The following is a 20,471-nucleotide window of genomic DNA, read 5'->3' as shown; positions in this document are numbered from 1 at the left end:
TAGGATTGTTATGTCTACTTATATAGAGATGGATTCTCTAGATAAATCTACCGATGTTGTATGGCATCAAGCAAGCGTATTACGTAATGAGCGTGAATTGTCTAATGGCCACAATGGTGCGGTACTTTGGTTTACCGGGCTCAGTGGCTCAGGCAAATCGACTATTGCTAATGCGGTCGACAGAATGTTGCATGAGCTTGGTTGTACCACCTATGTGTTAGACGGTGACAACGTTCGACACGGTTTAAATGGTGATCTGAGTTTTTCTGATTCAGACCGTATTGAGAATATTCGCCGTATTGGCGAGGTTTCAAAACTGTTTTTGGATGCGGGTTTGATTGTCTCGACTGCGTTTATCTCTCCGTTTCAAGCCGATAGAGAGTTAGTCAGAACACTATTGCCTAAAGGGCAGTTTATTGAGGTGTTTATTGATACGCCACTTGAGGTTTGTGAACAAAGAGATCCTAAAGGGCTTTATAAAAAAGCTAGAGCGGGCGAGATAAAACATTTCACTGGTATTGATTCTGCTTATGAGGCCCCAGCTTCTGCAGAGGTGCATATCACTACTGAAGACCACACGATAGAAGAGTGTGCAAAGCAGGTGGTGAATTTTTTACACTCTAGTGGTTTTTTCGCCATTAAAAAGCCAGTTTAAAGGGGGGAGCATGAATTACGATGTATTTAATGGTGATGCCGACGGTATTATCGCACTATTGCAACTGCGGTTGGCGTCGCCTGCTGACAATGAGCTGGTCACTGGGGTTAAACGTGATATTGCTTTGTTGCAGCAGGTACCTAGCGACAAAGCACAGCAAGTTACCGTACTTGATATTTCTATGGAAAAGAACATTTCCGCTTTAGAGTCGTTACTTGCTAATAATGTGAATGTTTTTTACGCGGATCATCATCGCTCTGGCAATATCCCTGATAGTTCTGCATTAGAAGCGCATATTGACTTAAACCCTGACACTTGCACGGCTTTGATAGTCGATAAGCTTTTAGGTGGTAAATACCATCATTGGGCCATTGCAGCTGCTTATGGAGATAATCTTATCGCTAAAGCTGATGAGTTAAGCTCGTTAGTAGGTTTAACGAGTGAGCAATCTGCTCAGCTAAAGGAGCTCGGTACATTAATCAACTATAATGGCTATGGCACCACAATAAGTGATCTGCATTTTGACCCCGCTGAGCTGTTCTTAGCGCTCAAACCTTATCAGGATCCTTTTGAGGTCATAGCCGATAAATCATCGCCATTTTATCAGCTTAGAATCGCATATGAAGCTGATATGGATAACGCCAAAAGTATTTCTGCTGTTCATGAGAGCGAGCAGCTTGCCGTTTTTGAGCTTCCAAATCAACCTTGGGCAAAGCGGATCAGTGGTGTTTACGGCAATCTATTGGCGAATAAAAATAAAGCGTCAGCCCATGTGGTATTAACAGATAATCTCGATGACACCTACACTGTTTCGCTACGCGCACCACTATCAAATAAACAAGGTGCAGGTGATATCTGTAGTCAGTTTATCACCGGAGGAGGGCGCTCTGCCGCTGCTGGTGTTAATCAGTTACCCAAGGCTTCGTTAGGTCATTTCGTGCAAGCTGTTGAGGATTATTACAGGCTATAGGTGTTACCTTAAAAGAGATGTAATCTTTTGGCCAACTCAATAAGAGTTGGCTTTTTGTTTTTTACGGGTAACCGTTTTGTTACCCCGCCCCGTTTCTTGAGGAGCTTAGCTCGTCAGTTTAAATTCTGGTCATTTAGTTAAATTAACAGTTAGTCAATAATAATATAACTAGTCAAATTCTTGACGTGTGATACTATTTGCTTCTTATGTGGAATTGTTGTTATTCTTTCGTCTAATCAGACGGATCTGTAGTTAGTTTAAATGGATGTTCTTTATGTTCGCATTGCACATGTTGTTTGCGCTTAAAAGGCGTGATAAGCGTATTTTTAGTATTTGCACTGATATGGTTTCATTGGTTCTCGCGTTTTGGCTTGCGATGCTAGTGAGATTAGATTCATTTTCAGTTTTGGCTGTCGCTGAAAACTGGTTATTAATTTTGTCTTCTCTGCCTCTTAGTATATTTGCATTTGTCCGTTTAGGGTTATATCGGGCCGTGTTACGTTATATGGGATTGCAAGCGCTATCTGCCATTGTTATCGGCATCTTTATCTCCGCAATATCTCTCGTTATTTTGTCATACTATGCTAATTGGGTTATCCCTCGAACAGTGCCGATTATTTTTGCTTTTTTTGCTTTTGTAATGATTGGCGGTTCTCGGTTTTTTATTCGTTCAGTTATTGGAAGCGGTAGGCAGAAGCTCGGAGAGGCAGTTATCATTTATGGTGCCGGTGTGAGTGGTCGCCAACTACTCACTTCACTTAACCAAAGCCACGAATATCATGCATTTGCATTCGTTGACGATGACGAGTCGCTGCAAGGGACTATTATTCAAGGTGTTCATGTGCATTCGCCTTCTATTATTCGTAAATTGATTAGGCAAAAATCCGTAACAAAAGTCCTATTGGCGTTGCCTAGTGCTGGTCGCAGTCAGCGGCAAAGCATTCTTAAAAAGCTAGAGCCGTTAGCTGTGCAAATAATGACTATCCCTTCAATGAAAGACCTCGTCTGTGGCAAAAAACTGTACTCAGATATTAAAGAAGTTGAGATAGATGACTTGTTAGGTAGAGAAGCCGTTCCGCCTCGCCATGAGCTTATGTGTAGCAATATCACCGATAAAGTAGTTATGGTTACAGGCGCTGGTGGTTCGATTGGTTCTGAGATTTGTAGACAGGTATTACAATTAGCACCGAAGAAGTTGATATTGTTTGAGTTATCCGAATTTGGACTTTATGCCATTGATAGAGAGCTATCTGCTCTTGCATCATCATTGAATATTGAGATTGAGGTTTTACCTTTATTAGGCTCTGTGCAAAAACTCAATCGTGTGCAAGCCATTATGGAATCTTTTTCGGTGCAGACCGTTTATCATGCAGCTGCCTATAAACATGTGCCACTAGTTGAACACAATGTGGTTGAAGGAGTGCGTAATAACGTATTTGGTACGCTTTATACTGCCAAAGCCGCAATCGCGGCTAACGTCGAAACCTTTGTGCTTATATCTACTGACAAAGCGGTTAGACCTACGAATGTAATGGGCACCACTAAGCGTATGGCTGAATTGGCTTTGCAAGCCTTAGCAAAGGAAGCTCACAATACCCGTTTTTGTATGGTGCGTTTTGGTAATGTTTTAGGCTCTTCTGGATCGGTTGTTCCTTTGTTTAAATCACAAATAGCTAAAAATGGTCCTGTTACTGTGACTCATCCTGATATCACTCGTTTTTTCATGACAATACCAGAAGCCTCACAGCTAGTTATACAAGCTGGTGCAATGGGAACTGGTGGTGACGTGTTTGTACTTGATATGGGGCAACCGATTAAGATTGTCGACTTAGCGATAAAAATGATCCATTTAAGTGGTTTTACCGTGAAGGATGATATTAATCCTGATGGTGATATAACAGTTTCATTTTCAGGGCTTAGACCTGGTGAGAAGCTGTATGAAGAGCTGCTGATTGGCGACAATGTTGTAGGAACAAACCATGAACGGATAATGACCGCCTCTGAGGCCTTTTTGTCTTGGAGCGATTATTCTGTAATTTTGAAAAAATTGGATACTGCCTGCCATTGCTTTGATCATGAAGAAATCAGAAATATTCTATTGTCTGCTCCAACTGGTTTTACTCCTAAAGATGGGATATGCGACCTACTATTTGTGCAAGAGAAAAAGAACGCACTTTGCGAAGGCAATGTGGTCAATATTGCATCTTAATCAAGTTGAAAAATCGTTAGTGAAAAGCGGGACGTTCACGGGAGCTCTGATGGGAAGCAGTTTGAAAACGATAAAGGCTGGCTAAAGCTAGGAGAAGCTGACGATTGGCGTGCATGCATAGCCCTTGTTTTTATTACTGGGGCAAACTCTTAGTTGCTTAAACTTTTATCAATCATCGCAAGCGTACTATTGTATTTTATTATTACGCACTCGTCAGCGTTGCTAGATGAATTACGTGAAAGTAAGCGGTATTGCATACCTAATGGGAATATAATCTCATTAATAAGTAATTTTAAAGCATATTTGGCTATATGTTTAGATTTAAGCCGCTTACATATATCTTTGTTAGCAATCATAAAAATCTTTGATATAAAAGATGTGCGGTATTTAGATTTTGATAAGGTGTTGTCTGAACGGTAATAATAACCGACATCGGATATAAAGCCGACATTAAGATCTTGAGCTAAGTATGCCCTCAGCCATAATTCGGAGTCTTCTATCCGTTTCATTCTAGGATCATAAATATTTCGTTGATACCAACTTTTACGTACCAGCAAGGTAGGGTGGCATATACCATGCTTACCATTTAACATTTTGTCTAGCGTAAATTCAATGTCATTACTCGGGTTAAAAGTATCGTTCACTCCTTTATCATCAATATAACCCAATCCCATACTGACTAAGTCTAATGATGGATTTTCAGAAAGGAATTTAATTTGCCGTGTTATACGATCTGCAGGAATAATATCATCTGCATCCATTCTTGCAATTAGATCATAACGAGCCAATTTAGCTATTTGATTTAACCGTTCAGATAACCCCTTATTCACACCATCATCTATTATTCTAATTCTTGAGTCTGTAATAGAACGCGCAATAGCCATTGAGTTGTCTGTTGAACCATCATTAATTAAGATCAATTCGAAATTTTTATGCTCTTGATTTAACACTGACTGAATGGCATTAGCTACGTATTTTTCAGCATTGTAGATAGGGATTGCAATGGTAATAAACATAACTCTAATAATCCGCTGATTACGTTAAATGTAATAAAAATAACAATAATCAACATTTTATATACATTGGTGTTTCGTGGCAAGATAGCAAAACATTAATGGTGTGATTATAGTTAAATTCGGGGGCGTTTTAGTTGTGTGGTCACGCGTTAGTTTTAGCGGCAAACATTGCTCACTATGTACTTATCCCATCACTTTTAGCTTAAACGCCCGTCATTTATCCTTTTCCTATCTCTATTCTTGCTTCTGGCAGTAGCTTTCTATACTCAGTAGCCAATGCATTTTTTGCTTGGTTGTCCCCATGAACAATGCGAATAAGTGTTGGCTTTATGCGCATGCCTTTAACAAAGTTTATTAAGTTATGTTGGTCTGCGTGGGCCGAGTAACCACTCACTGTATGTATGCCCGCTTTTATGTCGACTCTTTTCCCGCCTATGATGCAGTAACCGCCTTTGGCTCCATAGGTTTGGATCTCTCGGCCTGTTGTTCCTTGAGCTTGGTAACCGACAAATATAATGTCGGTGGTTGGCTTACTCAATAGCTTGGCTAAGTAGTTTTGAATTCGGCCACCAGTGCACATACCACTGGCTGCTATTACGATTGCAGGTTTATTACGTTTACTCAGGTATTGGATGGTGGCTAAATGCTCTTGATGGCTGCTTACTGTGTACAGTTGCTCAAAGTCTAAAGGGTGTCGATGCTGGTTTAATCTCTGCTTGGCTTCTTTGTCCCACAAGGCTTTAAACTCTAAATAGCGCTCGGTAAATTTGGCTGCCATGGGGGAGTCGACTATGACTTCTATTTGTCGCCACATCTCATTGTTACTTCGGTATCGATGAATAATTTGCTCAAGCTCGTAAAGAAGTTCTTGGGTGCGGCCAATACTAAAGGCAGGAATTAATACCACGCCGTTATCTGCTACTGATTTTTCTATTACCTTCCTTAAACTCTCACTGCGCTGTTTTCGTCCTTGATGATTCTTATCGCCATAGGTTGACTCTATCACCAATGTGTCTGCTCTATAGGGGCTTTTAGGGCTGGCGAGAAGGGGAGTATGAGTTGCACCTAAATCACCTGAAAATACTACTCTATGGTTAGCTTTTTGGTCACAGTTTAGTTTACCTTGTTCCACTGAGTTATTAGACAGTTCTATCTCTACATAGGCAGAACCTAGAATATGCCCAGCGGCGCTGAATTTTGCTTTAGCTTGGTTATAGCTCATTGCCGCTGCGACATCAGTGGTGTCAGTTGATATGTCGTTAGTGATAGCTGATTTGAGATCCAAGCTAAACCATTGGTTATATTCAATCGGTATGATCAGTTGCTTTAGCTTTTTGAGGTAGAGTTGTATCATGCGCTGGTTTTGCGTTACGCCCACTTTAAGCGCATCTTCAATTACCATAGGCAGCAGTGCGGCGGTTGCGACAGTCGCATAGATTGGCTTATTAAAACCCGCGGCAAGCAGATAGGGTATTCTGCCGACATGGTCGATATGGCAGTGAGTGACGATAAGCGCCTGTATATGGCTGATATCAAACTCTATCGGCAGTTGTTCAATCGCGGTTTTGCCTGCCGTTTCCGCGCCTTGAAATAATCCACAATCAATGAGAATGCTTGAGTGAGCACTAATATCAAGCTGGTGGCAGGAACCTGTAACGCCATTGACGGCGCCGTGATGGATAATATTCAGCTGAGTGACTCCGCCTATGTAAAGTATGACCTCACTATAGCGTAAATAAAATTAGCTTGATGTCGGTGATTGGATGTATATTCTTGCCATTATCGATTCAATGCGTTGCCTCACGCATTACTCACTTATTGACTCATTATAGGACCTTGATTAATGAAGCTTATCTCCACTGCCATTGCCGATGTATTATTGATTGAACCAAAGGTATTTGGCGATGAGCGCGGCTTTTTTATGGAAACTTATCGGGAATCAGAGTTTAAGACAATGTTTGCTGCAGCAGGGCTCATTGCACCGCATTTTGTGCAGGAGAACATGAGCCGCTCTGCTAAACATGTGCTACGTGGATTGCATTTTCAGAAAACCAAACCTCAAGGCAAACTGGTACGGGTGGTTAGCGGTAAGATTTTTGATGTAGCGGTCGATCTTCGCCAAGGTTCGACTACCTTTGGCCAGTGGGTTGGGCAGATTTTATCAGCCGAGAATCATTTGCAAATATACATCCCTCCAGGATTTGCGCACGGCTTTTTAACCTTAAGTGACTATGCCGACATTATTTATAAATGTACCGATTACTATGCACCAGAAGATGAAGGGCATGTTGCTTGGAATGATGCAGATATAGCGATTGATTGGCCGCTAACAAAAGGAGTGACGCCAATCTTGTCAGATAAGGATGTTAACGCTGCTAAGTTGGCTCGCTAGCGTTGCTGCTTAAATTAATCACGAGTTTTTATCCAACTCTCTAGTGCTTTAAAAGAACTTGCTGGCGACTCCCCCCAATACATTTTTTTTACTGTTAAATAGCTTTGCTGATATTGGCTGGCTAGCGCATTAATTGACTCTGGCTGTAGCTGAATTAATAGCTCTTTAAACGTCAGGCTTTCAGGTCCTATTTCAGCCATTGAGCTTACGTAATCATACATGTTGCGGCAGTTCTGTTGATAATGCTTGTTATCGAAACGGTAAAAGCTAACCGGAATATTCAGTGGTAATACATCGATAAACAGCGATGAATAGTCAGTGATGAGTAAATCGACACTATCGAGTAACCCATAGACATCCTCCATCGCTGAAATATTGATGATGTTAGCAAAATCACTAAACTGCTGAGCTAATGCGGCTTCATTGGGGTGGAGTCGCAGTAGAAACAGTTGATTATGTTGTTGTAAGTGCTCAGATAATGCAGCCCAGTCAAATGCATTGCGGTAAGGGTTATCACCTTGGTAACTGTCTCTCCATGAGGGAGCGTACAAGATGACTTGTTGGTACTGTCTGTTTTGTATTTGTTGACGAAGCGCTGCTAACTCAGTTGAGTGAGCTTGTGTTTGCGGCGGTGACAGTTGTTGATTCGTTTCGGTGCGATAATAGTCAGTTCTCGGATTGCCGCAGCGAAGTAGCTGTGACGCTTGAAGCTTGAATGCACTGCTAAAGAGGCTATCAACTAAAGGACTTGGACTTAGCATTAAGTCGGGCTTTACGTGTTGCTGGTGAGCAAGCAGCGATTGTTTTAACCAGCCGATACGGCCTTGAGGGTTAAACACTTCAGACATGGGGCCATTGTCGATATCAAATTCAATTTTTTTCATTGGCGATCCGTGCCAAAGGTTTATTTTTGTGGCGCCGCCAGCGAGCCATTGATTAATGTCGCCGATATAACTGTTATAGAAGTAGTACTTGGCAGTAAGTGCATGATAAACCCCAAGTAGAGACCAGCGATAATACGTTTCTTGTTTATTTTGATTTAGCTGATTGATGACGTCTCGATTAGCAGAGATCCAGATACAACGGATAAATTGCTGCTGTTGCCAATGCTTATAAAGGTACTTACTGTTATCTGAAAATAACTCTTTGTAGCTACCAAACACCGCTTTATTTGGGTTACGCGGAAGCAGCCTCGACAGTTGATATACTAGCTTTCGAGTACAGGCTTTTAGCCAAAGCAGTGAGTTATCGCGTAAAGAGCGTGGCACTATTTAGTGGCCTTGTTGCCGATATTACTCAATCCATCGTTACCTTGATTACTGTTATTTAAGCTATTGTCATCGGGACCGTTACTTAGTTGGGTTTTAGGAGCGCCACGGTCTGCAAGGCTATTTTTTATCTCAGTCGATGAGATCTCGCCAGTCCTGTCTAAGTAAACAACATCGCACAGTATTGATAATTCATCAAATTCGCCCTTCCAGTCGTCTCCCATACCAAAAATACTGATATCGTATTTGCAGATATCTTTGGCTTTTTGCTGCCAATGGGTTTCCGGTACCACCATATCTACGTATTTGCATGCCTCTACAATTTCGGCGCGTTGCAGGTAGCTAGAAAAGGCGGCTTTGCCCTTGAGTGCATTAAACTCATCGGTTGATACCGCCACAATCAGTTTGTCGCCTAGGGCTTTAAGGCGCTTAAATAAGCGAACGTGGCCATAGTGAAATAGATCGAACGTACCGTAAGTAATGATTGTTTTCATAATGTTCTCTCTTATTTGCAACAGTTTAAATTGATAAAAGTGTTAATTTTCTAACAGTGTTATTTGGCGCTTAGTTGTTAACTTTATTGTTCAAGTTATTGGTTAATCGCACTTTTAGCTGCTTTTTCGTGAGTTGCACTATCCTTGTCTGTATCTGTTTGAATGGCTTTAACTCGTAAAGATTTTGCCGCCAATAACCAGTATTTATGGCGTTGGTTCATACACAGAAACTCAGCTTCGATGAGTTGTCGCTCCTCAGTTGGTGCTTGTACATCGATCACTAATTGCAGAGGACCATAGAGGCCGAGTAGTGAAGGTTTTTCTACATGTTGAAGTAGATTGGGACTTGTTATCTTTTGCTCGAAAGGACTGGCACCAAATAGGGCAAGTTTTCCGCTTATGACCCAGTAGAGCTGAGGCAGGCGGGCGATGAACAAAGCGCTTATATTCCAGCGGTGGCTGGTTTTCTTTGCGCCTTTAATGAAAATGGCCTCTTTAACTACCGGCTGTTTAGGGTTGGTGATAAAAGAGATGAGCAACAGCAGCGGTGCTAGCAGTAAACCAATACTAAACAAGGCTAAAGCTTGTAGTTTGTCGATTGCTGTCACGCGTTTTGCCTTTTGTTTAGCATTAACGACTTGGCGGTTTTCAGAGATAATACTGGCATCAACAAGGGCTAAATGGCCGCAGCTTTCAGGCTTTATCAGTAGATCTTTACTGATAATGGTATCGGCGACATTGAGGCCTTGACCGACATAGCTATTATCCAAGATCAGGCAGTTTTTTAGGCTACAGGATTTTTCAATCAAGCAATTTTTGCCGACAACAATGCTTTGTTGCATATCGACACTTTCGTCTATCCACGTGTTTTTACCGATCACGCCCCAGGCGTTATGCATAGTAAGCGAAGCTGATTTTGTTTTTGCGCCGATATAGAAACCTTGCTCTTTAGACGCACTACTGAAGTATCGCCCTTTGGGATTAACTCCAGAGAGGGTTGCAGATGCTAATGCTTGGTTAGCATCCATATAATTTTGTAAAGAGTCGAGCACATAGCAGTCACCGTGCAGTATCTGGGTAATGCTTTGTTGATCGTCGTTTGAGGCATTATTGCTGGTGATTGGCCAGTTTAACTCTTTGGTAAATAGCTTGGCGCCAGGTAGCATCATTAAGCCCGCGTTCTGATTGGCTAGTTTGGCAATGATATGGCTGTCACTCATCTGCTTGCTAAATTCAACAAATGACTTGATGCAGGGGCTTCTTAGTATGTCAGCACGGGCGAGCAGTATTGCCTCATCAGCATTCAATGAAAGGCGAGGTAAGATGCTCGATACATCCTCTTGCTCACGGCTTAAAAAGTATTCAACCTCTAAGCCCCATTTTTCACCATTGCCGACAAGCTTTTCTATTTGTGTTGATTGCGCAGAGATAACGATTCTAACCTTGTCGATTTGAGCATCGACAAGATCTTCAAGGGTAAACTCCATCACTGGTTTGTTACCCACAGGCAGCAGTGCAGGGCAGTAATGTGAATTTAGAGGCGCCAGTTCATTGCCGTTACGGTTGGCGAATATAATTGCTTGCATAGTCAGCTCCTAATATGCGCCGCGGGCGAACAGCACCGCAGGGATGGTTTTTATCAGTAGCCAAAGATCTGCAGTGACTGATTGTTGATAGATGTAATCGATATCAAGTTCGACTTGCTGCTCAAACGGAATATTTGAGCGACCTGTGACCTGCCAAATGCAAGTGATCCCCGGTTTGACCATGAGTCTGTTTCTGTCATGTTGGCTGTATTGCTTTACCTCACTGACTAACGCGGGACGAGGGCCAACAAGCGACATATCGCCTTTGAGTACATTCCAAAGTTGTGGCAGTTCATCGATTGAGGCTTTACGAATAAATTTACCTACAAGAGTGATCCTTGGGTCGCGTTTCATCTTAAATAGCACGCCGCCCGGCATCTCATTATTGGTTTGCATCGCTGCCAGTCTTTGCTCGGCGTCTTGGTACATTGAGCGAAACTTCCACATCGTAAAGGCTTGGTTATTACGCCCAGCACGAGTCTGACAGAACAGCACTGCACCTTTCGATTCAATGCGAATGAGTAGCGCAATGATGGTAAAAAATGGCAGTAAAACAGTCAGCAACATTGCAGATACCGTCACATCGATAAGGCGTTTACAAGCGCGGTTTAGCCGTCTACGCAGGTTGTGTATTGCACGGCGAGTATTGGCCTGCTTGGCATTAAAGTTAGGTGTATAGTCAATATTTGTTTTCGCTTTCGCCATTTGTGGCTGGGTCGTTTGCACCTTTTTAAGCTGACGATTTTCACGCCACACTCTGAAAATAAATACTGGATTACCAACAATGTAACGCTGCCACATTCGCTTGGGCTCTTGCAGGAGGCGATAGCTCCACTCCATACCTATTTGTCTCAACCACGATGGAGCACGTTTGATCCGATTGGAGTAAAAATCAAACAAGCCACCGACGCCAATACCCACACTGCAATTCAATTGCGGCTTGTTATCTTCAAGCCACCTCTCTTGCCGTGGTGCGCCCATCGCAACAAGCAGGATGTCTGCATTTGATTGATTAATCTGCGCTACTACCTGGTTGTTTTCTTCGCTATTACTGCTCATATCAAAGTAGCCATTGTGGACGCCGGCTATCTTTAGCTTTGAATAATGTTGCTGCATATTTTGCGCTGTAGCCGTAGCAACACCTTCTTCGCCCCCCAATAGGAATAGTGATAGTTGCTGCTCTGCCGCGAGTTCGCACAATCTAGGGAACATATCAGTGCCGTTTAAGTTGTCTCTAAGTGGATGGCCTTTTGAAAGGCAAGCAAGCCTGACACCAATCCCATCGGCAAAGATCCGATTGCTCTGTTTTAAGCTGCAACGGTAAGCTTCATTGTTACAACTGATATTCAGGCAGTCGGCATTAACAAAACTGTATTGCTGTAATTTGTCGTTATTATCAGATTGGCAGACTTGATTGATATCGTTTAATAGATCGCTCATGGTCCAGTTATCTAAGGTGATCCCAAATACCGATATTGGTGCATTGCTATGCTTAATTTTTGGCATGAAACTACGGGTAAGGATGGTGACGAATAGGCCTCTAACTAAGGCCGAAAGGTAGTTAAGCAGGCTGCTATGGGCCTTTAGCAGTGAGCGTTGTGATGCTTCAAAACTCAGCCCTGTGGCGCTGTTTATCTGCTCAATCGAGCTAAGACCTGGTTTAAGTGAGGCGATTGTTAAATCTTGACCAACTTGCTCTTTTTGGCTTTGGCTAAACTGCTGGCTGGTTGTATGTGTTGCCTCAAAGGCAAACTCCACCTTTTTGCCGAGCAGGCTAATATCACCATTGAGCAAGTTAATCAGTACAGGTAAGTGCTTAAACTTTCCTGAATAGGTAAACTGGTAGAGACCGACAGTCTTATTATTAGCGCCATAAATGAACACTAATTCAAAAGCGTTAATATTTGCGACTGCGCTTTTGAGTAAACCATAAGCTAGCAATGGGCTGCAGATGAATATCATTACGCTAGCAGCCAATAGATCAACAATACGAATTGCCAACGCCGCTGTGCTGGTGGGGCGCGTTTGTGGTTTTATCATAGTCGGCCTCATTAGGTATTGGGTGATGTAGTGACGTCGGTCTACTGTTTCTGGAGGTTAGCAACGGTTCCGCATGTGGATAGTGCTAACGTTAGTCATAACACTGCAGGTTATAGGCCAAAGGTGATATTTTGTATTAATACAGTTGGTTAAGTGTATTTTTTTGTGTTGAGTAAGTGCTGGATTTAGTGGGATTTGCATCTTGCATTGCGCGTTGCAAATAGCTTTTAAGAGGTTCATAAAGTGGACGTTAATTAAAAAGCGAGCTAGCCAAAGCAGCTGGTGCGATGGCTAATATGGATTTGTTTACAGGCTTTTCATCAACTCTGATGTCACACCATCTTTAGATATTTTGGCTCGCTGTATGCGACCGAGTGCAGATTGCGCCATTGATTCAATGCCTTTGTAAGCATTTTTAGGGAGTAGCTTTAATAAGTATGCGGCTGCAAGTGTGGCGATGGTGCGCCCTGTCTCTTGTCTCATTATTGATGGCGAGGTTTTCAGTGCTTGCTTTATCCGCTCAACCGCTTCTTTGCCATCGTTATTACGTATGGCTTGTCTTGAGAGGTATCTTAACTGGTAGGCTCTAGCGCGATTCTCGTATTTAGCCAACAATTTTGGAGCATAGCGGCTGGCCTTGTTGATCATGGTTTCCCATGAGGCATATTGCTTATTAAAGTCAGCGGATAGACCTTGGTTATTAAGGCGGTAATAGGTGAGCGGCGCAGGCAAACCTTCCATTTTCCAATGGGTAGTGGCGACAATTCTAAGCCAGCACTCGATATCTTCAGATTGACGGAAGTTCTCATCAAAGTAGCAGCTATGAGGATGACTTTTATTCAGCCCTTGATAGCGTATATCACACAGGGTTTCGCGGCGAAGCACAGGCGCTGAACCATTGCCAACAGGGTTGCGGCAGAGTAGGTCGCTAGCACTGATATCTGTTAACTGTGGCATTTGAAAAACGTTTATTGGATTACCTTGATAATCGATAAACAGTGAGCGAGAAAAGCTAATGCCCACCTCTGGCGCATTATCTAAATGCTCAACGTGTTGCGCGAGCTTTTCAGGGTGCCACATATCATCAGAATCGATAAAGGCAACATAGCGACCAATAGCGTGACGGATCCCAGTGTTACGCGCTGCAGAAAGTCCTTGGTTGACGTCATGACTGATGATGCGAATACGTGCGTCTTTAAATTGTTGGCAAAGTGCCAGGCTATTATCAGGCGAGCAATCATTCACTAGAATCAATTCAAAATTACTAAAGCTTTGAGCCAGAACGGATTTTATCGCATCCTCTACAAAGGCTTCTACATTGTAAATTGGCATAACAACAGATACTTTTGCCGCTGTCGCTGTTTTAATGTATTGGTCATTAACAGTCATAATGAGTCTCCCGTGAGCTTTTTGTTCATTGGCTGTATTGATTTGTCGCGGTAGTCTGCGTCATAGGTGTTAGACGGTAACTGAATGAGCTTTAAGTAAAGGGTAAAGCTCGGCATTGCGAATAGGTGTACCAACAAGATCCCTAATGCCACAGTGGTTAAGCCTGAGAAACTACATAGGGCAATGGTCACAGCCAACATTAAGCTAAATATACTATTGCAGATAAGGTTAAATTTACTTTGACCAGTACTGATTAAGTACTGGCTAGCGGCCTCGCCGAGTGGCCTCACTAAGCCGCTTAGACAAAGCAAAATAAAGACAGGTAGTGCGCCAGCATCAAGCCATTTTTGACCATAGATTAGTGGTAAGTAAAAAGGGGCTAAAGTTGCTTGCAGGGTAATAATCGGTACGGTAAGTAGCATGATAAATTTAAGCGAATGCCAGTACTTATGTTGTTGATTTTCCGTGGTAGCACTGCTTGTGGGCTCTTTTTGGCATAAGTGAGAATAAAGCGCGGTACCATAGCTTTGAATTAAGCCGAGGCTAATACCTAGACTGGCATTAAAGGCGAAAAAGTAGATCCCTAATGCTTCAACTCCTAGGAAGTAACCCACCAGTATATAATCAATGTTTTGACGCATGGCGATAGCTAAGTCGCTTAAGCCTACCAGCATACCAAACTTCAACATTGCAATCGTTTGAGGCGCAAGGCCAATTCGAGGTGGCTTAATTAGGCTATTAGGGTTCTTAGTATTTACAAACTGATTAAGCTCTGCAGAGCTTGAACAGGTCTCGGGCAAGGGATTGTGATAGCGATGAACCCCAATCCAAACAAATATCACAATAATCTTAGGCAAAATAATTGCCCAGATCCCCAGTCCGAGTAAAGCGAGTGTTGCGGTTAACAGTCCGTCAAACACGGTTTGCCATAGTACGGAGCGACCAACCACCCGCATGCGGTTAAGTCGAAGGTTTTGCGCAGCGTAAAGCATACCTAGGGGGAGTAACAAATAGCTTGTTGCCATGAGTATCATAGGGAGTACGAGCTGCATGTCATCATAGTAGATGGCAAGCGGCCAGCTGAGTAAGCTCATGGCAACGAAGGCGGTGATTGCTGCTAGCCAGTTCACTTGATTGGCACTGGCTAGTGCGTGTCTAAATTTATCATCATCCATTTGAATCAATGCCGCAGATGAAATTCTTCGAGTGGGTGTGCAGATGACTTCAAAACTGGTGAGGATGATTGCCACCAGACCAAACACTTCAGGTGTTAGCAAGCGTGCGATAATGATACTAGAACCCAAACGTACTATTCGCCCTAGCACTTGTGCCGAGCCAAGCCAGAACAGACTTTTGCCTAGCGCGCTGCTAAACAAAGTGGTTACGGTGCTTTTTAGTTGCGAAATCGTTTGCATGAAGCCACCTGAACTTGGATTTGATAATGGCAGCCAATATTCTGCTATCAGCGCTTATTATCTACTCGATTAAATTAAGTCAGCACGTTTGCCATAGTTTCTTCATTAGGCTTAACATCGACGGTTATAACTTGGAGTTACAGGTATCGTGCCAACTTTGTAGACTCGTGAATGCTTAGCTTAAGTGTATGATAATTAGCTTTATTGTTGGCTAGGATAATTGCTGGGAGAGAGATTGAAATTTCTGACTCTAACTGAGGTTTAGTCTCTGTCGCATAATGCAAATCAAATTGAGCGCAGTCATTGTGGGCTTAAATGGCTTCAAGCTAGGCTATTGGGGCTGCTTTGGCTTCTATTTGGTTTCGGTGCTAGATGCTGACTTATTGTGCTTAAGCGCAATACCAACGATCACGAGGCCAGGCCAGAATAGGTAGGCTAAAATCTCTAAATTCTCTCCAAAGGTGTACAAAAATATCTGTAATAAAATGGCAACCGCAGCTGCAGAGGTGGCGTTGCGAAAAACATAGCGCAATAGACTAATTAAGGTTATTAGCATTGCAGAGGCTAAGGCAAGAGCACCGACTAAGCCTTTAACAAATAGCAAACCATACCAAGTGTGGTGTGAACCAATTGGCATATACTCTACCAAGTGCGGGCCTTTTTCTACAATACCGTGCCCCCAAACAACGGCTTCGTTTGCCCAGCGTTCTAGCGCAATGTTAGCCAGTTCTTGTCTGACTCGAGTTGAACCCGCGCGGGCATTTTTAAAGGCATCGATACTTTGTTCTACTTTTTCAAGCACACTATAGCCAGTTAAACCAAGTAGCAGTAGAGCTGGACTTGCAGCAAAATATAACCAGGGAGAACGGTGCCAGCGAATGAACATAAAAAAGCCAATCAGCAGCAGGTAACACACTAACGCCAGTCTAGATTGTGACAGTAAAATCATGCATAAACTGCCACTAAAACCATAGAATTTAAATCGTTTAGATTGCTCTTGAGTGGCAAAGATAAAAAATAGATTGCCCATCATCCCAAGTGCTGGTGCCCAGGGAGTAAACAAACGCCATCTTGGAGCGCCGTTGCTGGGATCTAACTCATACAGGCTGACACTAAAAAACTCAGGCCCCGGTCCACCGATAATACTTAATGGCGAGGTATACAGGGTGCTAGGGAGTTTTAATATCCAGGCCAGCACAAAAATGGGCAGTAAAATAAGCGTGTGTTTACATACGATGCAAGCTGCACGATAGATAATTTGAGGGCGTATATTGAGTGAGCCAATTAATGGAAATATGGCCAGCAGTGCCCAGCCTTTGGCCCAGCCAATGCTTGATTTTATTAGCTTGGCTAGGCCAAGGCCTTCTGTTAAATGGGCAACGACTAACGCGAGTAACATCAACATCATTGCCGCTATCCAAAATAGCTGAGTGTTGCTAATGACATATGTTTGTTGCTTAAGTAATAAGCGCTTAATCAGTCTTAGTAGTAGGACCCAAGCAATCACCGGCGCAACCACATACATGGCACCGAGTAACCAAAATAGGTAAGTGCCAGTGATGGCATACCAAATTAGGCGTTCGTCAGAATTTTCTGGAGCATAGGCTTGCGGATCCATAGCATTCCCATCCCTGCGATGATTGATATCGATGCGGCAAAGCCGCCCACGAGCGCCAGTAACATCGCCAGCTTATCCGTTGACTCGGCTAATGTTGGCGCAGACATTAACTGTACTAAAGGAAACGAAGAGTATATATCGGCTTTACCGACATCCATTTTGGCTAATGCTGAGGTAAATACCGCTGTTGCAACTTGATGCTCTCTTTGAAGATCTTCAAGCTTGGCGGCATCATCATTACTGTCATACAGTCGGTGATCCCAGTCATGGATCTGTTGTGACAGTGAACCTATCTGGCGTTTTAGCCCCTTTGCCTGTGTATCCAATGTTAGTAGCTGCTGCATCAATTGTGCACGACCATCTAAATCATCAGCCGATAGCATTAACATTAGGCGTTTATCTGTGTAGCCCAGTAAAACCATGCAACGTTTTGATATCGCGGCAAGGATCGATTTCTGTTCATCTCTATGGGTCACCACTTGTGGATGACGCTTGCCATAACGGCTTGAATACTCGGTCAGTTTTGCGGTTACGTTGGTATAACCGATAAGTAGCTGCTGAAACAACTGGTCATTTTTGAGTGTTAGTAGCCCAGCCGCTTGTTTAGGCGTAAGCGATAGATGTATTTCGAGCATTTTCTGGCTAGCAATCACGCCTTGGTATTCTGATTCTAAGTTGACTCGGTTGTGTCTTAAGCGCTCCATAGTGAGCGCTAGCTCTTTGAATTGATCTAAGGTCACTAAGCCATGCTCTGATTGAAACTCTAGTAACTTCTCTTGAGTCAGGCTGACCTTATTGGCAAAGCTTGCCATTCCGACACGAATTGCATCTTCGCGCTGCTGCACTTCGTCATTTCGCAGCTGTGAAAGCAGCGCTTGTAAGCTATGGTAGTGCGCCCAGCCTCGCTGTTGGGCATCTTCAGCGCTATTTGATTTAATACTAAATTGCATTAAACCTGTTTGATTAGGTAGCTTCAGCTTTGGCTTAGTGAATTCACTATTTTTAATGTTCATGGTTTTTGCGGCTGCATTCAAAAGTGTTCTGCTGGTGGCAATGGATTTGTAATTCACTCTTGGATCGATTGCTGAACTTAAATAAGGTGAACTCACCGAGCTATTTGCTTGGCCGACACTGTCTAAACTTACCACTGCACCAGCGCCCGCACCGGGTAAAATCAATGTCCATGTGCTGACATAGCGACTTGGGCTTAGTAAAACAAACAGGATAACCAGCAACCAAACAGAAGTAAGCAGAGTAAAGCTCATTTTTAGATATGCATTTCTTCGCTCTTTAGCTGACATTTGGCTACCATCTACGAATAGACGTTTAAGCCAAAGTAGAGGTCTTAGTTGTTGATTTTTCATAGTCGCCTCCTTTCTTTGTGCGCGGTTAAAGCAATTCAAGTAACGTTGCAGGCACTAATATTTCAGTAACCGTTCTGGCTATTTCACGCATATTGGTAACACGAGAGTCATAACAAGCAATACCGTCACCAGGCATAAGAATCGGATTCATGCCTGTTTCCCAAGAGTTACGGATAAGTGAATCCATCGAGCGTTCAATCACGTCCACCTCAGCTGTTAATGGGTTTTTGGTGATCAATAGCAGATGGCGACTGGCGTTGGTTGATTGCGCGCCGCCGACGCAGTTTGCGGCAATTGCGCCATTAAGTAGACGGGTGCCATAGGGAAAGCGTGTCGCGTCAGTATCTACCGCCGATTGCGAGTTACTGCTCGCCGGTTGAGTTAGGTTCGATAGAAATACCCGGATCCCTGGGGCGGTGATTTGAGACGGTCTTGCTAGCGCGTCATCAAAATAATCATGCTGCGGTACATGTATATGATCGCCAGACATAAGCGTCATGGTGGGTACCGGATAGCCGTGGATCACACCAGATAAGTCGAGCTTAAAGCTATGTTGCTCTCGAATCACCATGATTTCACTGATATTAGCATCAGGGCGCACACCGCCTGAGGCTCGGAGCGCTGCAGCGATACTTCTTTCTGATGCCTGATCACCACTGTGGTTACCATCGTCATCGATGATCTCTGTGTCTGTTTTCTTGTTGATCTGATGTTGCCCTGGTTCAAATACACCACCAGAAACGGTGACTTCAACCGGGGCCCATTTGAGTGGGGTAATGCTGAGGCGCACACTATTTTTTAGCATGAAATCTTCATCAACAAGGTGCTTGCTTATTGCGGCGGTTAGTTGCTGTACATCAAGCCCTTTAGCGTGAATAGGTTGCAGATATGGTAGGTAGATATAACCATCATTATTGATCTCTACATTGCCGCTAAACTCTTCACCATTGAGTACATTAACTTTCAATCTATCGCCTACCGATAAACGAATGTTTTGAGGCAAATGCAATGCTTGCTGCGCTTGAGCGGTATCCATTAACCAAGTGGTGCCCATAGGGTCATTGGCTTTCTGAGCTACACTTTTAGCTGCTCGTTCACTGGTTTTGCTGCGCATATAAGGCGTGTCGCTAGGGTAAAAATGGCACTGAGTCATGTCATCATCGACATTGTCACAGATATCTATCTCTTCTGGATGATGTGGCAGTACACAGCCAGATAATATTGTCGCTAGAGTGATGACTAGCAATGTCGACAACCCTTGGCACAGTGGTGCATCTGTTGCGGATTTTGTTGCATCCCATAGCTTTGTACTGCTATTGGCTGTGCCTGAAAAATTCATACTGTGATTGCGGGTCATAGCGTTATCCTTAATGCTTTACTTGTTAGCTCACAAGTTCATTGCATATGTAGTCAATTGCCGCGGCTTCATCTTCATAGATAGCAAACACTTGGTGCAGACGGGTAAGCTCAATAAGTGCCCGAACACCAGAAGTGGGTGAAAGCAATACTATTTCGCCATCGTGCTCTTCGACTTTTTTGAGCGCTGAAATCAATACTGACAGACCACTTGAATCAATGTAGTGAACCTGGTGTAGGTCGATAACCAACTGGGTCATTCCCATATCTATTTGCTGTAAAATGGCTGCGCGCAATGTTGGCGTTTGGGTCATTACCATTTCAACTGGCATGGTAATTTTGCATGCATTGTTCTGTGCGAGTTGGGAGAATTTCATGGTGAGCTCCTTTAAATGCTGTAAGACAGTTTGCTAATAAGTACTGAGTGTTTTTGATTTTGCACTCGGTTTTATTAACATTGCTTTAAACATTGCAACTCCAGTGCCAATTTTTAAGTTGTTGTATTTAAATGATTTAACTTGATTTGCAGCATAGGTGTATTTGATTGCTATTGCTGAGTTCTTAAAATGCAAAGCATAATGAGCAGATTGCAAATGTCGGAAAAGCTGGAGTTAGATAGGGCTAGCGGCGGATGTGTATTTTAGTGTGCTGTAATGAGCAGGTTAGTACGCTGTGCTTTAGCTTTGGTGTGTTAAATTA

The 20,471-nt window shown here is 43.2% G+C and carries 16 protein-coding genes; 4 read left to right on the top strand and 12 right to left on the bottom strand.

Annotated features, from left to right (window positions below):
* Positions 1 to 10: 10 nt before the first annotated feature.
* The 3 genes from cysC (at position 11) to AB4135_RS10430 (ending at position 3,834) form a co-directional block, all read left to right on the top strand.
* The gene (gene cysC, locus AB4135_RS10440; RefSeq protein WP_371992630.1) at positions 11 to 655 is read left to right on the top strand and encodes an adenylyl-sulfate kinase; all 645 of its coding nucleotides are present in this window, start codon (positions 11 to 13) and stop codon (positions 653 to 655) included.
* 10 nt (positions 656 to 665) lie between these two features.
* A complete protein-coding gene (locus tag AB4135_RS10435) occupies positions 666 to 1,625 on the top strand; it encodes a DHH family phosphoesterase (RefSeq protein ID WP_371992628.1) in 960 nt (319 codons plus the stop codon).
* Positions 1,626 to 1,899: 274 nt separating this feature from the next.
* Positions 1,900 to 3,834, top strand: coding sequence for a polysaccharide biosynthesis protein (locus tag AB4135_RS10430; protein ID WP_371992627.1), 1,935 nt, complete (start codon positions 1,900 to 1,902; stop codon positions 3,832 to 3,834).
* A gap of 149 nt (positions 3,835 to 3,983) precedes the next feature.
* Here AB4135_RS10430 and AB4135_RS10425 read toward each other — a convergent pair whose 3' ends face one another.
* Both AB4135_RS10425 and AB4135_RS10420 read right to left on the bottom strand, forming a co-directional pair.
* Positions 3,984 to 4,850 (bottom strand): glycosyltransferase family 2 protein, encoded by an 867-nt coding sequence (locus tag AB4135_RS10425; RefSeq protein ID WP_371992625.1) that lies wholly within the window; start codon positions 4,848 to 4,850, stop codon positions 3,984 to 3,986.
* Between the two features lie 217 nt (positions 4,851 to 5,067).
* Positions 5,068 to 6,480: an MBL fold metallo-hydrolase RNA specificity domain-containing protein gene (locus AB4135_RS10420; RefSeq protein WP_371992705.1), complete on the bottom strand. Its 1,413-nt coding sequence runs from the start codon at positions 6,478 to 6,480 to the stop codon at positions 5,068 to 5,070.
* A gap of 213 nt (positions 6,481 to 6,693) precedes the next feature.
* Between AB4135_RS10420 and rfbC the strand changes: the two genes are divergently transcribed.
* Positions 6,694 to 7,242, top strand: coding sequence for a dTDP-4-dehydrorhamnose 3,5-epimerase (gene rfbC / locus AB4135_RS10415; RefSeq protein ID WP_371992623.1), 549 nt, complete (start codon positions 6,694 to 6,696; stop codon positions 7,240 to 7,242).
* Between the two features lie 14 nt (positions 7,243 to 7,256).
* Here rfbC and AB4135_RS10410 read toward each other — a convergent pair whose 3' ends face one another.
* The 10 genes from AB4135_RS10410 to AB4135_RS10365 all read right to left on the bottom strand — a co-directional run bounded on the left by AB4135_RS10410 (position 7,257) and on the right by AB4135_RS10365 (position 20,149).
* Positions 7,257 to 8,510, bottom strand: a complete 1,254-nt coding sequence (locus AB4135_RS10410; protein ID WP_371992621.1) for a CDP-glycerol glycerophosphotransferase family protein — start codon at positions 8,508 to 8,510, stop codon at positions 7,257 to 7,259.
* On the bottom strand, positions 8,510 to 9,004 hold the full coding sequence (locus AB4135_RS10405) for an adenylyltransferase/cytidyltransferase family protein (RefSeq protein ID WP_371992620.1): 495 nt from the start codon (positions 9,002 to 9,004) through the stop codon (positions 8,510 to 8,512). The genes AB4135_RS10410 and AB4135_RS10405 overlap by 1 nt, the downstream gene beginning before the upstream one ends.
* A 95-nt stretch (positions 9,005 to 9,099) precedes the next feature.
* Positions 9,100 to 10,590, bottom strand: a complete 1,491-nt coding sequence (locus AB4135_RS10400; RefSeq protein WP_371992618.1) for a sugar phosphate nucleotidyltransferase — start codon at positions 10,588 to 10,590, stop codon at positions 9,100 to 9,102.
* 9 nt (positions 10,591 to 10,599) lie between these two features.
* A complete protein-coding gene (locus tag AB4135_RS10395; RefSeq protein WP_371992616.1) occupies positions 10,600 to 12,630 on the bottom strand; it encodes a WecB/TagA/CpsF family glycosyltransferase in 2,031 nt (676 codons plus the stop codon).
* Between the two features lie 306 nt (positions 12,631 to 12,936).
* Positions 12,937 to 14,019 carry a glycosyltransferase family 2 protein gene (locus AB4135_RS10390; protein ID WP_371992614.1) on the bottom strand — a complete coding sequence of 361 codons (1,083 nt, stop codon included), beginning with the start codon at positions 14,017 to 14,019 and terminating at the stop codon, positions 12,937 to 12,939.
* Complete coding sequence (locus tag AB4135_RS10385; protein WP_371992612.1) at positions 14,016 to 15,434, bottom strand: oligosaccharide flippase family protein; 1,419 nt, start codon at positions 15,432 to 15,434, stop codon at positions 14,016 to 14,018. The genes AB4135_RS10390 and AB4135_RS10385 overlap by 4 nt, the downstream gene beginning before the upstream one ends.
* A 352-nt stretch (positions 15,435 to 15,786) precedes the next feature.
* Positions 15,787 to 17,052 (bottom strand): O-antigen ligase family protein, encoded by a 1,266-nt coding sequence (locus tag AB4135_RS10380; protein WP_371992610.1) that lies wholly within the window; start codon positions 17,050 to 17,052, stop codon positions 15,787 to 15,789.
* Positions 17,007 to 18,416, bottom strand: a complete 1,410-nt coding sequence (locus AB4135_RS10375) for a GumC family protein (protein WP_371992608.1) — start codon at positions 18,414 to 18,416, stop codon at positions 17,007 to 17,009. Before AB4135_RS10375 ends, AB4135_RS10380 begins: the two co-directional genes overlap by 46 nt.
* Positions 18,417 to 18,441: 25 nt before the next feature.
* Positions 18,442 to 19,773 (bottom strand): polysaccharide biosynthesis/export family protein, encoded by a 1,332-nt coding sequence (locus AB4135_RS10370; RefSeq protein WP_371992606.1) that lies wholly within the window; start codon positions 19,771 to 19,773, stop codon positions 18,442 to 18,444.
* A gap of 25 nt (positions 19,774 to 19,798) precedes the next feature.
* Entirely contained in the window at positions 19,799 to 20,149 is a 351-nt protein-coding gene (locus AB4135_RS10365) for an STAS domain-containing protein (protein ID WP_371992604.1), read from the bottom strand.
* Positions 20,150 to 20,471 lie beyond the last annotated feature (322 nt).

This window comes from Shewanella sp. 10N.286.54.B9 (assembly GCF_041468565.1).
In the GTDB taxonomy this organism is placed as follows: domain Bacteria; phylum Pseudomonadota; class Gammaproteobacteria; order Enterobacterales; family Shewanellaceae; genus Shewanella.
The sequence above is the reverse complement of the archived record's forward strand: the minus strand, read 5'-3'. Positions and strand labels throughout refer to the sequence as shown.